The organism is Streptosporangium sp. NPDC051022, from assembly GCF_040683035.1.
In the GTDB taxonomy this organism is placed as follows: domain Bacteria; phylum Actinomycetota; class Actinomycetes; order Streptosporangiales; family Streptosporangiaceae; genus Streptosporangium.
In genome coordinates this window covers 150,140-167,235 of the sequence record NZ_JBFBCF010000019.1, presented here as the reverse complement: position 1 = coordinate 167,235, position 17,096 = coordinate 150,140, and the positions used below count along the sequence as shown (strand labels likewise).

The 17,096-nt window shown below is 69.9% G+C and carries 17 protein-coding genes and 1 tRNA gene; 11 read left to right on the top strand and 7 right to left on the bottom strand.

Annotated elements, in window-relative coordinates; translation table 11 throughout:
* Positions 1–84: 84 nt before the first annotated feature.
* Positions 85–1,110, bottom strand: coding sequence for a M48 family metallopeptidase (locus AB0N02_RS28190; protein ID WP_363952502.1), 1,026 nt, complete (start codon positions 1,108–1,110; stop codon positions 85–87).
* 74 nt (positions 1,111–1,184) lie between these two features.
* Between AB0N02_RS28190 and nadD the strand changes: the two genes are divergently transcribed.
* From nadD to AB0N02_RS28170, 4 genes are all read left to right on the top strand, one after another.
* The gene (gene nadD, locus AB0N02_RS28185; protein WP_363952499.1) at positions 1,185–1,853 is read left to right on the top strand and encodes a nicotinate-nucleotide adenylyltransferase; all 669 of its coding nucleotides are present in this window, start codon (positions 1,185–1,187) and stop codon (positions 1,851–1,853) included.
* 90 nt (positions 1,854–1,943) lie between these two features.
* Positions 1,944–2,351, top strand: a complete 408-nt coding sequence (gene rsfS, locus AB0N02_RS28180) for a ribosome silencing factor (RefSeq protein ID WP_363952496.1) — start codon at positions 1,944–1,946, stop codon at positions 2,349–2,351.
* The gene (locus AB0N02_RS28175; RefSeq protein WP_363952493.1) at positions 2,348–2,980 is read left to right on the top strand and encodes a histidine phosphatase family protein; all 633 of its coding nucleotides are present in this window, start codon (positions 2,348–2,350) and stop codon (positions 2,978–2,980) included. The genes rsfS and AB0N02_RS28175 overlap by 4 nt, the downstream gene beginning before the upstream one ends.
* A gap of 122 nt (positions 2,981–3,102) precedes the next feature.
* Positions 3,103–3,175, top strand: a tRNA-Ala gene (locus AB0N02_RS28170).
* A gap of 172 nt (positions 3,176–3,347) precedes the next feature.
* Here the strand turns inward: AB0N02_RS28170 and AB0N02_RS28165 are convergent.
* Positions 3,348–3,830 (bottom strand): hypothetical protein, encoded by a 483-nt coding sequence (locus AB0N02_RS28165; RefSeq protein WP_363952490.1) that lies wholly within the window; start codon positions 3,828–3,830, stop codon positions 3,348–3,350.
* A gap of 216 nt (positions 3,831–4,046) precedes the next feature.
* Positions 4,047–7,499 carry a DNA-directed RNA polymerase subunit beta gene (gene rpoB, locus AB0N02_RS28160; RefSeq protein WP_363952487.1) on the bottom strand — a complete coding sequence of 1,151 codons (3,453 nt, stop codon included), beginning with the start codon at positions 7,497–7,499 and terminating at the stop codon, positions 4,047–4,049.
* Between the two features lie 357 nt (positions 7,500–7,856).
* Here rpoB and AB0N02_RS28155 point away from each other — a divergent pair, with 357 nt between their 5' ends.
* Positions 7,857–8,711, top strand: a complete 855-nt coding sequence (locus AB0N02_RS28155) for a hypothetical protein (RefSeq protein WP_363952485.1) — start codon at positions 7,857–7,859, stop codon at positions 8,709–8,711.
* A 135-nt stretch (positions 8,712–8,846) separates the two neighbouring features.
* On the opposite strand, the gene AB0N02_RS28150 is transcribed toward AB0N02_RS28155, so the two are convergent.
* Genes AB0N02_RS28150 through AB0N02_RS28140 form a run of 3 tightly spaced genes read right to left on the bottom strand, consistent with a single transcriptional unit; the run spans position 8,847 to position 11,709 of the window.
* Positions 8,847–9,644, bottom strand: a complete 798-nt coding sequence (locus tag AB0N02_RS28150; protein WP_363952482.1) for a neutral zinc metallopeptidase — start codon at positions 9,642–9,644, stop codon at positions 8,847–8,849.
* A 38-nt stretch (positions 9,645–9,682) separates the two neighbouring features.
* Positions 9,683–11,035 (bottom strand): HAMP domain-containing sensor histidine kinase, encoded by a 1,353-nt coding sequence (locus AB0N02_RS28145; RefSeq protein ID WP_363952479.1) that lies wholly within the window; start codon positions 11,033–11,035, stop codon positions 9,683–9,685.
* Positions 11,032–11,709 carry a response regulator transcription factor gene (locus tag AB0N02_RS28140; protein WP_363952476.1) on the bottom strand — a complete coding sequence of 226 codons (678 nt, stop codon included), beginning with the start codon at positions 11,707–11,709 and terminating at the stop codon, positions 11,032–11,034. Before AB0N02_RS28140 ends, AB0N02_RS28145 begins: the two co-directional genes overlap by 4 nt.
* Before the next feature lie 50 nt (positions 11,710–11,759).
* On the opposite strand from AB0N02_RS28140, the gene AB0N02_RS28135 reads away from it, so the two are divergent.
* Positions 11,760–12,482: a hypothetical protein gene (locus tag AB0N02_RS28135; protein WP_363952474.1), complete on the top strand. Its 723-nt coding sequence runs from the start codon at positions 11,760–11,762 to the stop codon at positions 12,480–12,482.
* Positions 12,483–12,500: 18 nt separating this feature from the next.
* Here AB0N02_RS28135 and AB0N02_RS28130 read toward each other — a convergent pair whose 3' ends face one another.
* Positions 12,501–12,998: a DUF523 domain-containing protein gene (locus tag AB0N02_RS28130; protein ID WP_363952471.1), complete on the bottom strand. Its 498-nt coding sequence runs from the start codon at positions 12,996–12,998 to the stop codon at positions 12,501–12,503.
* A 114-nt stretch (positions 12,999–13,112) separates the two neighbouring features.
* Here AB0N02_RS28130 and AB0N02_RS28125 point away from each other — a divergent pair, with 114 nt between their 5' ends.
* From AB0N02_RS28125 to AB0N02_RS28105, 5 genes are all read left to right on the top strand, one after another.
* Positions 13,113–13,475, top strand: a complete 363-nt coding sequence (locus tag AB0N02_RS28125; RefSeq protein WP_363952469.1) for a hypothetical protein — start codon at positions 13,113–13,115, stop codon at positions 13,473–13,475.
* Positions 13,472–13,852 (top strand): hypothetical protein, encoded by a 381-nt coding sequence (locus AB0N02_RS28120; RefSeq protein WP_363952467.1) that lies wholly within the window; start codon positions 13,472–13,474, stop codon positions 13,850–13,852. The genes AB0N02_RS28125 and AB0N02_RS28120 overlap by 4 nt, the downstream gene beginning before the upstream one ends.
* A 59-nt stretch (positions 13,853–13,911) precedes the next feature.
* Entirely contained in the window at positions 13,912–14,604 is a 693-nt protein-coding gene (locus tag AB0N02_RS28115; RefSeq protein ID WP_363952464.1) for an SRPBCC family protein, read from the top strand.
* A gap of 221 nt (positions 14,605–14,825) precedes the next feature.
* Positions 14,826–16,055 carry an MFS transporter gene (locus AB0N02_RS28110; RefSeq protein WP_363952462.1) on the top strand — a complete coding sequence of 410 codons (1,230 nt, stop codon included), beginning with the start codon at positions 14,826–14,828 and terminating at the stop codon, positions 16,053–16,055.
* A gap of 68 nt (positions 16,056–16,123) precedes the next feature.
* Positions 16,124–16,966, top strand: a complete 843-nt coding sequence (locus AB0N02_RS28105) for a metal-dependent hydrolase (protein WP_363952460.1) — start codon at positions 16,124–16,126, stop codon at positions 16,964–16,966.
* Positions 16,967–17,096 lie beyond the last annotated feature (130 nt).

The window sequence follows — 17,096 nt, the reverse complement described above, 5'->3', positions numbered from 1 at the left end:
CTCGAAACACAATCCAGGGGATAAACCAGACGATATGGGAAAAGGTCCAGAAGGAGGACTTCCAGACCTTTCCGTGCGGCCTGTTCAGTTGTCGTCGCGGCGGGCGAAGCGGTTGAAGATGCGCTCCCCGGCATTGACCGCGCCCTCGGCCACGTCGCGCAGGACGCCGATGAACGGGTCCTGGGACTGGGACCAGGACTCGCGGTAGGAGCGGGCCGCGGCCCTGACCTCGTCGGAGATCTTGGCGTTGGCGTCGTCCGCGCGGCGAGGGTAGTCACCGGACAGGATCGTGTCGTACTCGCCGCTGCGGCGCCACTTGTCCAGCTCGGCCACCCGGGAGACGGCGAACGGGTGGGTGGTGCCCAGCAGGTTGAGGACCTTGAGCAGACCGTCGCGTACGTCACCGGCCGTGTCGTACTCCCGCGCCTGGTCCAGGAACGCCTCGATGTTCATCTCGTGCAGGCGCGAGCCGCCGGCGAGCTTCATCAGCGCGCGCAGGGCGGCGTCGGTGTCCTGGCCGCAGAGCAGGCCGCCGCGGTCGGCGGACAGCTCGGACTTGCGGTGCCACTCCTCCAGGCCCGCGACGATCGCCCGCAGGCCGATGTAGCCGAGGGGGATCCAGGCGACACGGGTGGCCAGCCGGGTGAGGATGTCCAGCATGGTGCGGTAGACGGCGTGGCCGGACAGGATGTGCGCGGTCTCGTGGCCGATGACGAAACGCTGCTCCTGCTCGTCCATGAGGTCGAGCAGGCCGGTGGAGACCACGATGAAGGGGTCGTCGAAACCGATCGCCTTGGCCTGGACCAGCGGGCTCTGCTGGACGTAGACCTCGGGGATGCGGTGGAGGTCGAGAATGTAGGCGGCGTCCCGGCCCATGTCGTGCAGGGCGCGGAACTGGGTCTCGCTCGTGCGCACGGCGGAGGCGAGATAGATCAGGCGCAGGCGGCGCTCGCTGATCAAACCGGACATCTGCTTGAGCACCGTGTCGAACCCGCTGAGCGAGCGCAGAGCTACCAGCGCGGACCGGTCGGCGGGGTGTTCGTAGGCACGTGAGCTGACGCCGGGAAGCTGCACGCGATTGCGATCCGGGGTGGTGGTCATGTCCGGCATGCTACGTCGGGCCCGCCTGGCATGCGCGGGGGGTGATTAAAAGCTGTGTACGGCTTACGCGTATGGTCCGTTTCATGATGAACGCGGCCACTGGCCAGGGGAAGCGACGCCTGGGCGTCATGGGTGGCACCTTCGATCCCATCCACCACGGTCACCTTGTCGCCGCCAGTGAGGTCGCCCACCACTTCCACCTCGACGAGGTGGTCTTCGTGCCGACCGGACGCCCGTGGCAGAAGGCCGACAAGACGGTCTCGGCCCCCGAGGACCGCTACCTGATGACGGTCATCGCGACCGCGTCCAACCCGCGTTTCTCGGTGAGCCGGGTGGACATCGACCGTCCCGGGCCGACGTTCACCATCGACACCCTCAGGGAGATCGCCGCCGAGCGGGGTCCCGACGTCGAGCTGTACTTCATCACCGGCGCCGACGCCCTCTCCCAGATCCTGAGCTGGCGCGACGTCGAGGAGCTGTTCACCATCGCCCACTTCGTGGGCGCCACCCGCCCCGGCCACACCCTGCGGGACCCGGGACTGCCCGAGGGCAAGGTGAGCCTGCTGGAGATTCCCGCGCTGGCGATCTCGTCGTCGGAGTGCCGGGAGCGGGTCGCCTCGGGACAACCCATCTGGTATCTGGTGCCCGACGGTATCGTTCAGTACATCAACAAGCGCGGTCTCTACCGCTACGTGAGCCCCTCGTCGGACCGTCAATTCGTTTGCGGCACGGAATCGGGTGGCACACGATAGGCGTTGTTACCCATGGTGGCTCTTCAACGAGCGCCCGATCGGGCACCCTGATAGGTGACAGCGCCGACTACAGGAGGACTAACCGACACCGTGACCGCAACAGACAGATCCGTTCAGCTCATCAGACTCGCCGCCGAGGCCGCCGCGGACAAGCTGGCCGACGACATCCTCGCCTATGACGTGAGCGACCAGCTCGTCATCACCGACGCGTTCCTGCTCTGCTCCGCCACCAACGACCGCCAGGTCCGCGCCATCGTCGACGAGATCGAAGAGCGGCTGCGGGTCGAGGCCCACGCCAAGCCCGTCCGCCGCGAGGGGGAGCGTGAGGGTCGCTGGGTCCTTCTGGACTACATCGACATCGTCGTGCACGTCCAGCACGAGGAGGACCGCACCTTCTACGCCCTGGAGCGCCTGTGGAAGGACTGTCCTTCCATCGCCCTGCCTGACAGCGTCACGCAGGTCGCCGCCCAGCGCGCCCGCGAGGCGGTAACTGAGTGAGTCGCCGTGTCGTCTGCCTGAGGCACGGCCAGACGTTGTGGAACGTCGAGCACCGCTTCCAGGGCCACAGTGACATCCCGCTGGACGAGACGGGCATCGCTCAGGCGGCGCGGGCGGCCTCGCTGCTCGCCGCGCTGCGTCCCACCATGATCGTCTCCTCCGACCTTCAGCGGGCCTTCGAAACCGCTTCGGCGCTGGGCCGTCTCGTGGATCTGAACGTGTCCGTGGACAAGGATCTGCGCGAGCGCGGCGGCGGCGAGTGGGAGGGGCTCACCCGCGAGGAGATCTCCGCGGGCTGGCCCCGGGAGTTCGCCGACTGGGAGGCTCCCGGAGGTGAGGAGATCACCGACGTCGCCGAGCGCGTGTCGTCGTCGATCCGCCGATGGGCCGCGCAGCTCGAACCCGACGGCCTGCTGGTCGTCGCCTCCCACGGGGCGGCGATCCGGCTGGGCGTCGCCAAGCTGATGGGCCTGCCGGAGGAACTGTGGCCGGCCCTGGGCGGTCTGGGCAACTGCTCGTGGTCGGTGCTCGAGGAGGGGCGCAAGGGCTGGCGCCTGATGGAACACAACGCCGGAACCCTGCCCGAGCCGGTGCAGAGCGACGACAGCCCCGAGGTCACGCAGGACTGACGGGCGTACGGCTCGCGCCCCGGGTGAAGGGCGTGAGCCGTACGATCGTCGATTAGGTGAACGCGCGGGAGTCCTTGTATGCTTCCGGAGCGCCGCAACGAGAGAACTCGGAGCGGTGACCAGGGGCTATGGCGCAGCTGGTAGCGCGCCTCCATGGCATGGAGGAGGTCTGGGGTTCGAATCCCCATAGCTCCACCTCTGGGCCGTTCCCAAGAGGGCCCGAAGGTGGTTGACGAGATCCCGTCCGATCGGTTCGATCGGCGGGATCTCGTCGTTTTCCCGGCCGGCGTGGCCGTCGGTGGGTGACGGCGGGTGACGGTGACTGCCCGCCGCGCGCGGGCGGCGGCGAAGAGGCGCCCAGGCCGGATCAGCCGTTCGGGAAGAGCTCGTGCAGGAGCGTGTGGCCCGGCATGGCCCGGGCCGGACGCACGCCCACGGCGAACATCTCCGGGGCGTCGAACACCGGCTCTCCACTGGGGCGGCGCGTGTACGGGACGCGCCCGTAGTCCACGCCGTCGCCTTCGTCGAAGCTCATCCAGGTGATCGTCTCCTGTTCCCCCTCGCGCAGGGGGTGGTTGGACACGGCCCGGCTGTAGACGGTGTCGGGCGTGGTGACCCATACCAGGGGGACGGCGAGGACCCATCGCGTCGCCTGGATCTCCCGCGCTCTGGCGGCCGCTCGCGTCTCGAACGAGGTCGCCGAGCGCGGATCGCGGAGGTAGTCGTAGTCGCTGAGCACGAGCCTCCGCTCCCCTTCGAGGGCGACGATCGCGGGGCGGTCGCGGGCGACGATGTTCTTCTGGAGACGCTCGACCACATCGAGGAGCAGCGCGGCCGTCTCGTCGTTCATCGTGTCCTCCGAGGCCCGCGGTCCCCGGATCCGGGCCTGGCGCGCGACGACCCCGGAGAGCCGGTCGGACCGCCTTGGCCGGGACGCGCCGTACCGAGCCCGGTCATCTCGCGGACCCGCCGGTGCCGCTCCACCGCGGCGCGGCGGATCCGCGCCGGAGGACGATCACCCTCCCTCCGGCGCGGGCCGGCGCCCGCGGGGCGCGCACGGGAACCGTCAGACCTCTTCGACACTGCTCGGCTCGCGCCGGGACAGGTCGATGCCGAGTTCCTCCGCGGCGCGGAAGACGTCCTCGTCGGTGTCGCGCATCTCGATGGACATGCCGTCGCTGGAGAGCACCTCGACGTTCAGGCACAGCGACTGCATTTCCTTGATGAGGACCTTGAAGGACTCGGGAATGCCCGGCTCGGGGATGTTCTCGCCCTTGACGATGGCCTCGTAGACCTTCACCCGGCCCAGAACGTCGTCGGACTTGATCGTCAACTGCTCCTGGAGGGCGTAGGCGGCGCCGTAGGCCTCCAGCGCCCACACCTCCATCTCACCGAAGCGCTGGCCGCCGAACTGGGCCTTACCGCCGAGCGGCTGCTGGGTGATCATGGAGTACGGACCGGTCGAACGGGCGTGGATCTTGTCGTCGACCAGGTGGAGCAGCTTCAGGATGTAGATGTAACCGACCGAGATCGGGTGCGGGAACGGCTCGCCGGAACGCCCGTCGAACAGCCGGGCCTTGCCGCTGCGCCGCACCAGCCGATCCCCGTCACGGTTGGGGACGGTGTTGCCGAGCAGGCCGACGATCTCCTCTTCGTGAGCGCCGTCGAAGATCGGGGTGGCCATGTTGGTGCGCGGCTCGACCTCGGTGAAGCCCTTGTCGCGCAGCCGCTCGGCCCAGGCCTCCTGGACGCCGGAGATGTCCCAGCCCCGGGCCGCGATCCAGCCCAGATGGGTCTCCAGCACCTGCCCGACGTTCATCCGGCCCGGCACGCCCAGGGGGTTGAGGATGATGTCGACCGGCGTGCCGTCCTCCAGGAACGGCATGTCCTCCACCGGCAGGATCTTGGAGATGACACCCTTGTTGCCGTGCCGGCCGGCGAGCTTGTCGCCGTCGGTGATCTTCCGCTTCTGGGCCACGTAGACGCGCACCAGCTCGTTGACCCCGGGGGGAAGTTCGTCGCCCTCCTCGCGGGAGAACACGCGCACCCCGATGACCTTGCCCTGCTCGCCGTGCGGCACCTTCAGCGAGGTGTCGCGCACCTCGCGGGCCTTCTCACCGAAGATCGCGCGCAGCAGCCGCTCCTCGGGCGTCAGCTCGGTCTCCCCCTTCGGGGTGACCTTGCCCACCAGGATGTCGCCCGGCACGACCTCGGCGCCGATGCGGATGATGCCGCGCTCGTCGAGATCGGCCAGCACCTCCTCGGAGACGTTCGGGATGTCCCGGGTGATCTCCTCGGGGCCCAGCTTGGTGTCGCGGGCGTCGACCTCGTGCTCCTCGATGTGGATCGAGGACAGGACGTCGTCCTGGACCAGCCGCTGGGACAGGATGATGGCGTCCTCGTAGTTGTGGCCCTCCCACGGCATGAACGCCACCAGCAGGTTCTTGCCCAGCGCCATCTCACCGTCGTCGGTGCAGGGGCCGTCGGCGATGACCTGGTTGACCTCGATCCGGTCGCCCTCGGCCACGATCGGCTTCTGGTTGAAGCAGGTGCCCTGGTTGGAGCGCTTGAACTTGGCCACCCGGTAGGTCGTGCGGGTGCCGTCGTCGTTCATCACCGTGACGTAGTCGGCGGAGACCTCCTCGACCACGCCGGCCTTGTCGGCGTTGATGACGTCACCGGCGTCGGTCGCGGCGCGGTACTCCATGCCGGTCCCGACCAGCGGCGCCTCGCTCTTGAGTAACGGCACCGACTGACGCATCATGTTCGCGCCCATGAGCGCGCGGTTGGCGTCGTCGTGCTCCAGGAACGGGATCATCGCGGTGGCCACCGACACCATCTGGCGCGGCGACACGTCGATGTAGTCGACCTCCTCGGCGCGGGCGAGTTCGGTCTCACCGCCCTTGGTGCGGACCATGACACGGGCCTCGGCGAACGAGCCGTCGGGGTTGAACGGCGTGTTCGCCTGCGCCTTGACGTAGCGGTCCTCCTCGTCGGCGGTGAGGTAGTCGATCCGGTCGGTGATCCTGCCGTCGACGACCTTGCGGTAGGGCGTCTCGACGAAGCCGAAGGCGTTGAGCCGGGCGAAACAGGCGAGGTAGCCGATCAGGCCGATGTTGGGGCCTTCGGGCGTCTCGATCGGGCACATGCGGCCGTAGTGCGACGGGTGGACGTCACGGACCTCGAAGCCGGCCCGCTCACGCGACAGACCACCGGGCCCCAGCGCGTTCAGACGCCGTTTGTGCGTCAACCCGGACAGGGGGTTGGTCTGGTCCATGAACTGAGACAGCTGGGAGGTGCCGAAGAACTCCTTGATCGACGCCACGACCGGGCGGATGTTGATCAGGGTCTGCGGCGTGATCGCCTCGACGTCCTGGGTGGTCATCCGCTCACGGACCACGCGCTCCATCCGGGCCAGGCCGAGACGGACCTGGTTCTGGATCAGCTCGCCGACGTTGCGCACCCGCCGGTTGCCGAAGTGGTCGATGTCGTCGACCTCCACCGGCAGCCCCGCCGACTCCTCACCGGCGTGAAGCTTGACGATGTACTCGACCATCGCGACGATGTCGTCCTCGGTCAGCGTGCCCCGCATGATGTCGGCGTCGACGCCGAGCTTCTTGTTGATCTTGTAGCGGCCGACCTTGGCCAGGTCGTAGCGCTTGGGGTTGAAGTACAGGTTCTCCAGCAGGGTCTGCGCCGACTCCCTGGTCGGCGGCTCACCCGGGCGCAGCTTGCGGTAGATGTCCAGCAGGGCGTCGTCCTGGCCGGCCGTGTGGTCCTTCTCCAGGGTCGCCCGCATGGACTCGTACTGCCCGAACCGCTCAAGAATCTGGTCGCTGGTCCACCCGAGCGCCTTCAGCAGCACCGTGACGGCCTGCTTGCGCTTGCGGTCGATGCGGACGCCGACGCTGTCACGCTTGTCGATCTCGAACTCGAGCCAGGCACCCCGCGACGGGATCACCTTGCAGCCGAACAGGTCCTTGTCGGTCGCCTTGTCGACACTGCGTTCGAAGTAGACGCCGGGTGAGCGGACCAGCTGGGAGACCACGACACGCTCGGTGCCGTTGACGATGAACGTGCCCTTGCCGGTCATGAGCGGGAAGTCGCCCATGAACACGGTCTGGCTCTTGATCTCACCAGTGGTGTTATTGATGAACTCCGCCGTGACGAACATCGGGGCGGAATAGGTCATGTCCTTGTCCTTGCACTCATCGACTGAGTACTTGGGCGGCTCGAACCGGTGGTCGCGGAACGACAGGGACATGGTCCCGGAGAAGTCCTCGATGGGACTGATCTCCTCGAAGATCTCTTCGAGACCCGACTGGGCCGGAACGTCCTTGCGCCCGGCCTGGCGAGCCGCCTCGACCCGCCCCTTCCACCTCTCGTTACCGAGCAGCCAGTCGAACGACTCGGTCTGCAGGGCGAGAAGGTCAGGAACTTCGAGCGGCTCCTGAATGCGTGCGAAAGACACACGACGGGGACCGGCGGGTACGGCGGAGGCGTTGCGCGAGGCTGCCAACAGATGTCCTTCCGGAAAGTACGGATGGAATCGAACTGCGCGCACGCCAAACGCCCCGGGAGGATCCGGGGGCGTCGACAGACAGCGCGAGGGGCAGCATAACGCAAAAGACAAACAATGCGCCACACATACTATAAGTGTCAACCTCGGTGCCGCCTTCAGCTTGTCACAGCCGGAGCGGCCTCGTCAACTTCTCGCGGTCGCGGCACGCGCCGGCCCCTACCGGCGGAGGCCGGGCGAGGGTCTCCGGGCCGGTACGGTCTCCGGCGGGCCGGTCGCGGGCGGCGCGTTCCGAGACACGTCCGTGATCAAGGTCCGGCAGGATCTCCCTCCCGTATCAGGCTGAAGGGAATCACTGTGAAGCGAGTAATCGCGTGCGTCGCCGCGGCCACGGTCACCGCGACCGTGGCCGTGGCCGTGGCCGCGACGCCCGTCCAGGCCGCACCCGCGGATCCGGTCGCGGCGCTGAGGAGCCGGTTCGCCGAGGGCAAGGGAGTGAGGTTCACCGACGTCGCCACCCTGGTCGCGTTCAGCGGGAACACGTCCTTCCTCAAGCGCACCGGCTCCCTCCAGTTCGGCAAGGCCGGGATCGTCGCCTCCGACGTCACCGCCAAGCGCACCGGCGACGACGCCGAGGTGTCCACCGTCCTGTCGTGGACGCTGCCCAGGCCGGAGCGGACGATCAGGATCGGCACCACCAGCTACTACTCCGGCGGCGCCTGGGCGCCGCCGAAGGGCAAGACCTGGGTCAAGCACCCGCGCGGCATGAACGGCGGCCTCAACGGCTGGTACGGCCAGCTGGTGAACGTGGCCGAGCCGTCGACCCTGAAGCTCCTGGTCACCAGGGGCAAGCGGACGGGGCGCACCTACTCGGGCACGGTCACCCTCGGCGCGGTGGAGAAGGTCTCCCCCTGGTTGCGGAGCGCCGACCTGAGCGTCCTGACCGGCACGGGCGGGCTGAGCAAGAGCGAGAAGGCCGCGGTGGTGCGCTTCAGGCTCACCCTGGGACCCGACCTGCTCCCCCGCAAACTGGTCACCGTCTACCCGCCCGCCACCCACGTCAGTGCGGCGGTGGGGGAGGACAGGCAGCTCAGCGTCGAGACCGACTACACCGGGTGGGGAAGCCGGGTGACCGTCAAGGCGCCTCCGGCGAGCAAGGTGGCGAACATGGGGAAGCGCGAGCCGACCCTCCGCGGCGGCGGCCGGGGATAGGCCCGGAAAGCCGGGGAAGCCGCAGGGGTCCGGGGAAGCGCCGCGGAGGTCCGGAGAAGCGGGGGGTCCGGGAAAGCGAGGTCCGGGGAGGCGGGGCCGGGGAGGCAAGGAGGCCGGGATCCTCTCCGGACGGGTTCAGGCCACCCGGGACGCCGGGGCCTTGAAGGTGTTGCAGGCGCCGGGGGCCTGGGCGTCGAAACCGCGCTTCAGCCAGTACATCCGGTTCTTCGCCGTACCGTTGCCCGGATCGTCGCCGTCGTAGGAGTGCCTGCTGACGAAGAAGTCGGCGCCGGACTCCTTGGTGTGGCCCAGGGAGTCCCAGACGCTTCCGATGAAGGCCCCGGCGAAGCAGATGTTCTGCAGCGCGACCTTGCTGCTCAGGGCGAGGACCCCGGCCTTGGGCAGGTTCCTGGCGGCCCTGGTCTCCTGGGCGAAGACGCCGATCAGCCGCTGGACGTGGTAGCCGTATCCGACGGACAGGCTTTCGAGCATCTGCGGTGAGTTGAACTCCTCCTGTATGCCGTACTCGTTGACCATCAGGTAGACGGTCGTGTCGCGCCGGCAGTACAGGCCGAAGGTGTCGCCGGGGCGGTAGGTGCCGCAGGGGGTCTTGATCCGGTCCCCGTAGGCGACCGTGACCCTCGGTGCGGTGAACGGGATCCCGGCCTTCTTCAGCTGCGCCTTCCACGCCCTGCCGAGACAGGCCGACACGGTGTCGGCGTAGAGCCGGACGGAGTCGACGTCGCCGCCTCGGACGGTCGGCTCCTCACAGGCCTGGGGCTTGAACCCGCCGGTCTTGTAGATCGGGTTCGCGGTCAGGGCGGCGGGGCCGGTCGGGACGGAGCCGGCCGAGTCCGCGCTCGCCGCCCCGGCCCCGATGGGGGCCGTGCCGATGAGCGCGCCGGCTGTCAGCGCGGCGAGAAGGGTACGCATGCCGGGAAACCCTACTGACGGCGCGTTTCGGAATGATCTCAGTGTGGCTCGCCTGAGCCGCCGCCCGGGTCGGCCTTCCTGCGGGTCCAGCGGCTCCCGGCGGGGCGGCGGGCCGTACGCGGGGGGTCGGGGCGGAACCACAGCTGCACCCGGGCGCCGCCGAGAGAGGAGGTGTCGATCCGCATCGCGCCTCCCGCGCCCTCCGCGAGCCGCCGCGCGATGTCCAGGCCGAGCCCGGTGGATCCCGAGCCGCTGGCCCCGCGCCGCAGCGCCGCCTCCGGGTCGGAGATTCCGGGGCCCGCGTCGGCGATCAGGATGCCGGTCCCCTCCGGGCTCTGGTGCAGGGTCACTGTGAACGCCGTGCCCTGGGGGGTGTGCCGGAAGACGTTGCCGAGCAGCGCGTCGACCACGGCGCTGAGTTCGGTGGCGGCGACCGGGATCTTGACCGGTTCCGACGCGCCCACCAGCTTCCACGGCCGCCGCTGGTCGTCGGCCAGGGCGGACCAGAAGGTCAGCCGCTCGCGCAGCACGTCGGCGGCGTCACAGGAGACGAACTCCGGCGCCCGGGAGGGCTGCCGGGCCGCCGCGATGATCTGGTCGACCTCGGACTCCAGGCGGCTCAGGGAACGGCGGCTCTGCTCGGCCTCCGGGCCCAGATGGTCCAGGCTGAGCCGCAGCGCCGTGAGCGGTGTGCGCAGCCGGTGCGACAGGTCGGCGGCCATCTCCCGTTCGGCGGCGAGCAGCAGGAGCATCCGGTCGGCCATGGCGTTGAACGCCTCGCCCGCGGCGACCAGCTCCGGCGGCCCCTCCGGGGTGATCCGGACGCTGAAGTCACCCGAGCCCAGGGAGACGGCCGCCTGGCCCAGACGCCGCGCCGAGCGCACCACCCGCATTCCCAGGCGGTCGGCGACCAGCACCGAGCCGGCCAGCAGCACCACCGCGACCCCGCTCAGCACCGCCCAGGACGCGGCGACGCCCCGGGTCAGGTCGGAGGCGGGCACGAAGATCTCGACGACCGCGATCTGTCCGTCCTCCAGGGTGACCGACCGCAGGAGCAGGTAGTCGGCGCCCAGCTCCGTGATCACGGGCCGCGGCAGCCGGGAGACCGCGGTCACGGTCTTCGCCGACGCCCGTGGCGTGCCCACCAGGCCGCCGTCGGGCAGGTGGATCGCGATCCGCTCCTTGGCCCCCGTGCTGGCCACCGCCTGGGCCAGCCGGGTCGGGCTCACGGTGATGGCCAGGGCGGGGACCAGCGCGTACGCCTGCCGCTCCGCCTCGGACATGGCCCGTTCCCTGGCGATCTCCTGGACGATGACCCCGAGCGGGATCAGGAAGGCCAGGGCGACCATCGCGGCCCCGGCGACGGCGAGCAGGGCCAGGGTCCGTCTCATGAGGGGGTGATCAGCATGACGCCGACGCCGCGCACGGTGTGGAGGTAACGGGGCGCGGAGGCGCTCTCGCCGAGCTTGCGCCGCAGCCACGACAGGTGCACGTCGATGGTCTGGTCGTCGCCGTACGACTGCTGCCACACCTCGGTGAGCAACTCCTTACGGGAGACGACCCGGTCGGCGCGGGCCGTGAGGTAGGCCAGCAGGTCGAACTCCCGCCGGGTCAGCGTGAGCGGCGCACCGTCCAGGGTGGCCTCGCGCCGGTTGAGGTCGACCGTGAGCGCGCCGACGCGCAGCACCGGCGGCGGGGGTGTGGCCCGCACCCGGCGCAGCACCGCGTCCAGCCGGGCGTTCAGATGGTCGCCGGAGAACGGCTTGACCAGATAGTCGTCCGCGCCGGCCTCCAGCAGCCGGACGATCTCCGCCTCGTCGTCCCTGGCCGTGGCCACGATGACAGGGACGCCGGAGACGGCGCGGACCATTTTCAGGGCCTCTGCCCCGTCCAGGTCGGGCAGGCCGAGATCGAGGATCACCGCGTCGGGGGGATTCTGAGTGATCTCGCGCAACGCGTCGAGGGCCCGTTCCGCGCTGCGCACGGTGTGCCGACGCCTGCCCAGCTCCTGGATGATTGCGGAGCGCACGAACTCATCGTCCTCCACCACCAGAACCGTTGCCATACGACATAACGGTAGTGAACAAAGAGTCACATGGGATAATAATTCACAACATGCGGCAAACCATGGGGTTCATGGTGGTGTGGTGTGGAGTCACGGTGCTGGCGGCCTCGGTCACGTGGTTCGGTGTCCGAGACGTCCTGCGAAGTGAGGTCGTCAACGACGTGAGGGTCGAGTATCTCAGCTCCGCGCTCGCCCGGACCGGGGCTTCCCCCCTTCCCCCGGAACCCACCAGTCACACGCTGCCTCCCGGCACGCCGACCCTCCCGCCCGGCAGGGGCCTCCCCACGCCCTACGGGACCTCTGGCGCCGTCCGCAACACGCTCCCGCCGCAGGCCGTCCGCTCCCCGGCGAAGAACGGGCACCGGCCGGTGCGTTCGCAGGACCCCGCGCTCGTCGAGCCCAGGAGGCCCTCGACCGCCACAGCCACCACCACGCCCAGGGCCGCCAGAACGCCCTCCGCGTCACCCCGGGCCGCCCAGACGAACTCACCGGCGCCCAGAGCGGCCCAGGAGTCCCCGTCGCCGACTCCCACCACCCAGCAGATGGCGGCCGCGGGCGGCAGCTCGAAGGTCGTGAGCACCAAGAGCGGCTCGGTCACCTTCTCCATCGAGTCGGGGGTGTGCCGCCTGGTCTCCGCCACGCCCAACGAGGGTTTCGAGGCCAAGGTGTCCCAGGCCGAGGGGTGGATACGGGTCGACCTGGTCCAGGGGCAGCGCGGTTCGGCGGTCTACTGCATCGGCGGGGAGAACCGGACCGAGGCCTGGGACTACTAGACCCGGGGCGCCGGGCGCTCAGGAGGCGGTGAGCTCGCACAGCCGTACGGCGGCGTCGGTGATGTGGTTCTCGGTGAACACCGAGATGCCGTGCAGTTCGAGCAGGGCGGTGGTGACGCCGGTGCCGGGCGTGCGGCGGCCGCGGAAGGTGCCGTCGTAGATCGTCAGGCTGCCGCAGGAGGGGCTAGCCTCCTTCAGGATCGCGATCCTGGCGCCGAAGGACCGGGCCACCGCGAGAGCCGACTGGGCTCCGGCGAGGAAGGCCCGCGTCACGTCGGTCCCGTCGGTCGTGAGCACCCGCGCGGCCCCGGCGAGCACGGCCGCGCCACCGGCGCCGCCCTCGATCTCGGCGGCCGGACGCGGCACGGGCAGGCCGCCCTCGACCTCCGGGCAGAACGGGACCAGCCGCCCCTCCCGCCGCCAGGCGGCCAGCAGCTCGTCGCCGCTGGTCTTGGCGGCTCCGTCGTAGCGGACCCGCTGTCCCATCAGGCAGGCGCTGACCAGGATTCTCTCCACGGATCCAGCGTATGCGCAGTGGAGCCGCGAAGGAGAGGGCGACGGTACCGGGCAGTACCCTACTGCTCATGATTGCTGTCGCGGTGGTGTCTCGATGACCGATGTGATGTCCCGATGATCGTCCCGCTCGCGACCGGCCTGATCGTGCTCTCCCTGGTGATCGTGCTGGCCGCCGTCGTGACCGCGGTGCGGAACAGGCCGATGGGGATGGTCCTTCTCGTCGCGCTCGGCCTGCTGGAGATCGGACTGCTGGTCCAGGCGGGTTTCGCGATCGCCGGGGTGGTCCGGGGAGAGGGACCGAACGAGACGGCGACCCTGATCGGCTATCTCGCGGGCACCCTGGTGCTTCCGCCCGGCGCGGCCTTCCTGGGGCTCGCGGAGCGCTCGCGCTGGGGATCGGCCGTGATCGCGGTCGGTGCCTTCGCGGTCTGTGTCATGGTCGGCAGGCTGCTGCAGATCTGGCAGGGTACGGCGTGAGCGAACCGGCCATCGGCTCCGGCCCGGGACGCGCGCTTGTCGCGGTCTACGGAATCTTCGCGCTGGCCGCGGGGGCGCGCGCGGCGGTGCAGATCGCCACGCGTTTCGGCGAGGCCCCGCTGGCCTACGCGCTGTCCGCCTTCGCCTCGCTGGTCTACATCGTGCTCACCGTGGCGCTGGCCAGGGGAGACCGGCGGCTGGCGCTGGCCGCGTGCTGCATCGAGCTGGCGGGGGTGTTGATCGTCGGTACGCTGAGCATGGCCGACCCCGCGGCCTTCCCGCACGCCACGGTCTGGTCGGGATACGGCAGCGGCTACGTGTTCATTCCCCTCGTCCTGCCGATCGTCGGCCTTTACTGGCTTTCGCGGCGCGGGTAGTTAGGTCCCGGCTCCGTCGGGCAGGGCTGCTCTCCGAACCAGGAAAGGGAGGCAGCGCTGTGAGCACGATCGAACAGTCCGTCGAAGTGAACGTCCCGATCAGGACGGTCTACAACCAGTGGACCCAGTTCGAGAGCTTTCCCGAGTTCATGGAAGGCGTCGAGTCGGTCAAGCAGCTGAGTGACACCCGTACGGCGTGGGTCGTCGAGATCGCGGGTGTTCGCCGTGACTTCGAAGCCGACGTCACCGAGCAGCACCCCGACGAACGGGTGGCGTGGAAGTCCCTCGACCGGCCGCACCAGGCGGGCGTGGTGACCTTCCACCACCTCACGCCGGACACCACCCGTGTCACGCTCCAGATGGAGTACGACCCGGAGGGCTTCGTCGAGACCGTCGGCGACTGGCTGCAGATCGTCAGGCTGCGCGTCCGCGGCGACCTGGAGCGTTTCAAGACGTTCATCGAGTCACGCGGCGGCGAGACGGGTGCCTGGCGCGGCGACGTGCCGGGGCCGCAGGACCGCGGTGTGCGCGCGCCCGGTGTGCCCGGTGCGGACGGTGCGGCGAACGTGGCCGGTCGGCCCGGGGGCGGCCCGGGAGACGGCTACGGCTTCGACGAACCGGCGCCCCCGCGCACGGTGGGCCAGGAGTATCCGCCGCCGTCTCCGCTGGCCCCTCCCGGCAGCGGCCCGCTGCCCGGAGCCGGCCGGAGACCGGGCGAGGAGCCGCCCGCGACCCCGGGGCCGCGTGTCTGAGCCCCGAGCTCCTCGGCGCTCCGGCTCCCCGTGAGCCGGTGCCTCGCGCCTGACGGGTGAGAAGGCCGGGTCACGCCCTGTAAGCCAGGGTGGGGCCCGGCTTTCACGTTGTCAGGGCTTTCAGGGGTCAGGAACAAACCAAGATTTCAGTCCTGTTACAGTTGTGGTCAGCCAATCATCCTATGATTGGGCAAGTCGATTGAAGGAGGACTGAACCCCGCATGAGCGTGCTCACCCATCAGACTCGGGGCCGCACCCGTGGAACGACCGGACCTCTGGCCTGGTTGCTCGTGCTGGGAATCGTCCTCGCCGCACTGAACCTGCGCACCGCGGTCACCAGTGTGGGGCCGGTCCTCGACAACATCTCGTCCGGCCTGGGCATGTCAGGCGTCGGAGTCGGGCTCCTCACCACACTACCCGTGCTCATCTTCGCTTCGGTCGGGGCGCTGACCCCGGCCCTGGCCAGGAAGGTGGGTGAGCACCGGCTGCTGCTGCTCGCCCTGGTCACCCTCGGCGCCGGACTGCTCGTCCGCGCGATGGTCGGCTCGGCGGAGGTGTTCCTGTTCAGCAGCGCCCTGGCGCTGTCCGGCGGAGCCGTGGGCAACGTGCTCATCCCCACGCTGGTCAAGCGCCACTTCCCCGGCCGGGCCGGGACCATGACCACCGTCTACACCACCGCCCTGGCGGTCGGCACGATGCTCGCGGCCGCCGCGACCGTGCCGATCCAGAAGGCCGCCGACGGCAACTGGCACGTTGCCCTCGGGGTGTGGGCGGCGCTGGCCGCTGTCGCCGCCATTCCGTGGCTTGCGCTGTTGCGCAGTGAGCCGGAGCGGGACACGGGCAGCAACGACCTCGGTCCCCGGGTCCTGATCCGCAGCAGGCTCGCCTGGGCGGTCGCCGCGTACTTCGGCACGCAGAGCATGGTCGCCTACATCATGTTCGGCTTCCTGCCCAAGATGCTCGTCGACGGCGGCTACACCACCGGGCAGGCCGGGCTGACGCTGGGCGTCTTCACCGCGATCGGCATCCCGGTGTCCATGGTCGTGCCCTCGATCGCGTCGAGGTTCGCCGACCAGCGGCCCGTCGTGGCGGCCTTCGTGGCCTTCTACACGGTCGGCTTCCTCGGCCTCTGGCTCGCTCCCGTGAGCCTGGCCTGGGCGTTCGCCGTCATGGTCGGCATCGGGATGGGCTCGTTCCCGCTGGCGCTGACCATGCTCGCCCTGCGCACCCGCACCCCGGAGGCCACCGCCGCGCTGTCCGCCTTCGGGCAGAGCGCCGGATACCTCATCGCGGGTGCCGGCCCCCTGGTCGTCGGCGTGATGCACGAGGCGAGCGGCGGCTGGACCCTGCCGTTCCTGCTGCTGTTCGCGGTGGTCGGGGTCCAGTTCGCCACCGGCTGGTACGCGGGCCAGGCCCGTTTCCTGGAGGACGAGCGGGTTCTCGGCGCCTGATATCTCCCTCACTAGTACGGTTTGCGCCTCCTCGGGGGCGGCGCAAGCCGTACTGGCATGATGAGGACATGCACATCGCAGGATCGACGATCGTGGGCTATCCGGCGGGGGAGACCCGGAAGAGGTCGGAGGTCGTGGGGGCTGTTCCGGTCGGCGACCGCCATGGGACGATCGTGGCCGAAACCCCGTTCCACCCGCTCGACCACACCTGGCCCGACCAGCCCGCCGACCTGGGGACCATCGCCGGGCTCGCGGTCACCGACTGTGTGACCGGGGCCGTCGCGGACGGCGAGCCGGCCGTCCGCATCGGTGAGGACATCCCGGTGCGCCGAGGCGCCCCCGGCTGGAGCTGGCTGGTCGTCCACGTCACCGAGGAGCCGGTCCCGGCCGGAGAGGTCGAGCTGGTGGTCGACGCCAGGCGCCGCCACGAACTGTCGGCCGGGCACACCGCCTGCCACCTGGCCGCGCTCGCGCTCAACGCGGCGCTGGCGGGCCGGTGGCGCAAGGAGATCCCCGCCGACGGCCTCGGCAGTCCCGACTTCGACCAGACGGCCATCACCTCCTCGCGGATCCTGCGGGGCGGCAGTCAGGACGTCTACCGCCTGGGCAAGTCCCTGCGCCGCAAGGGCTTCACCGCCGAGGGACTGGCCGAGGACATCCCCGAGACCGTCCGGCGGATCAACGACCTGCTGAAGGAGTGGATCGCCGCCGACGCCCGGGTCTGGATCGAGAGCCCCGGCCCCGAGCTGACCGCACGCCGTACCTGGCACTGTGACCTGCCCGGCGGCGAGGTGGCCATCCCGTGCGGCGGCACGCACCTGACGCGCACCTCCGAGCTCGGCTCGGTCGCCGTCACGCTGGAGCTGTCGGCGGACGGCAGCGAGCTGATCATGCACACGCTCGTCGGCTAGCGCGGGACATCGGCCGCGCGGAACGCGTTCCGAGCGGCCGGACGCCGTGACCGGGCCGCCCGCCGCCCGCCCACCATCCGGCCCCCGCCCACCATCCGGCCCCCGCTCGGCCACCGTCCGGCCACCCGCT

Bases quoted from the DNA above. Each gene is read 5' to 3' on its own strand.
- AB0N02_RS28190 (WP_363952502.1), bottom strand. From the start codon at position 1,110: ATGCCGGACATGACCACCACCCCGGATCGCAATCGCGTGCAGCTTCCC.
- nadD (WP_363952499.1), top strand. From the start codon at position 1,185: ATGATGAACGCGGCCACTGGCCAGGGGAAGCGACGCCTGGGCGTCATG.
- AB0N02_RS28165 (WP_363952490.1), bottom strand. From the start codon at position 3,830: ATGAACGACGAGACGGCCGCGCTGCTCCTCGATGTGGTCGAGCGTCTC.
- AB0N02_RS28150 (WP_363952482.1), bottom strand. From the start codon at position 9,644: ATGCGTACCCTTCTCGCCGCGCTGACAGCCGGCGCGCTCATCGGCACG.
- AB0N02_RS28145 (WP_363952479.1), bottom strand. From the start codon at position 11,035: ATGAGACGGACCCTGGCCCTGCTCGCCGTCGCCGGGGCCGCGATGGTC.
- AB0N02_RS28140 (WP_363952476.1), bottom strand. From the start codon at position 11,709: ATGGCAACGGTTCTGGTGGTGGAGGACGATGAGTTCGTGCGCTCCGCA.
- AB0N02_RS28135 (WP_363952474.1), top strand. From the start codon at position 11,760: ATGCGGCAAACCATGGGGTTCATGGTGGTGTGGTGTGGAGTCACGGTG.
- AB0N02_RS28125 (WP_363952469.1), top strand. From the start codon at position 13,113: ATGATCGTCCCGCTCGCGACCGGCCTGATCGTGCTCTCCCTGGTGATC.
- AB0N02_RS28110 (WP_363952462.1), top strand. From the start codon at position 14,826: ATGAGCGTGCTCACCCATCAGACTCGGGGCCGCACCCGTGGAACGACC.
- AB0N02_RS28105 (WP_363952460.1), top strand. From the start codon at position 16,124: ATGCACATCGCAGGATCGACGATCGTGGGCTATCCGGCGGGGGAGACC.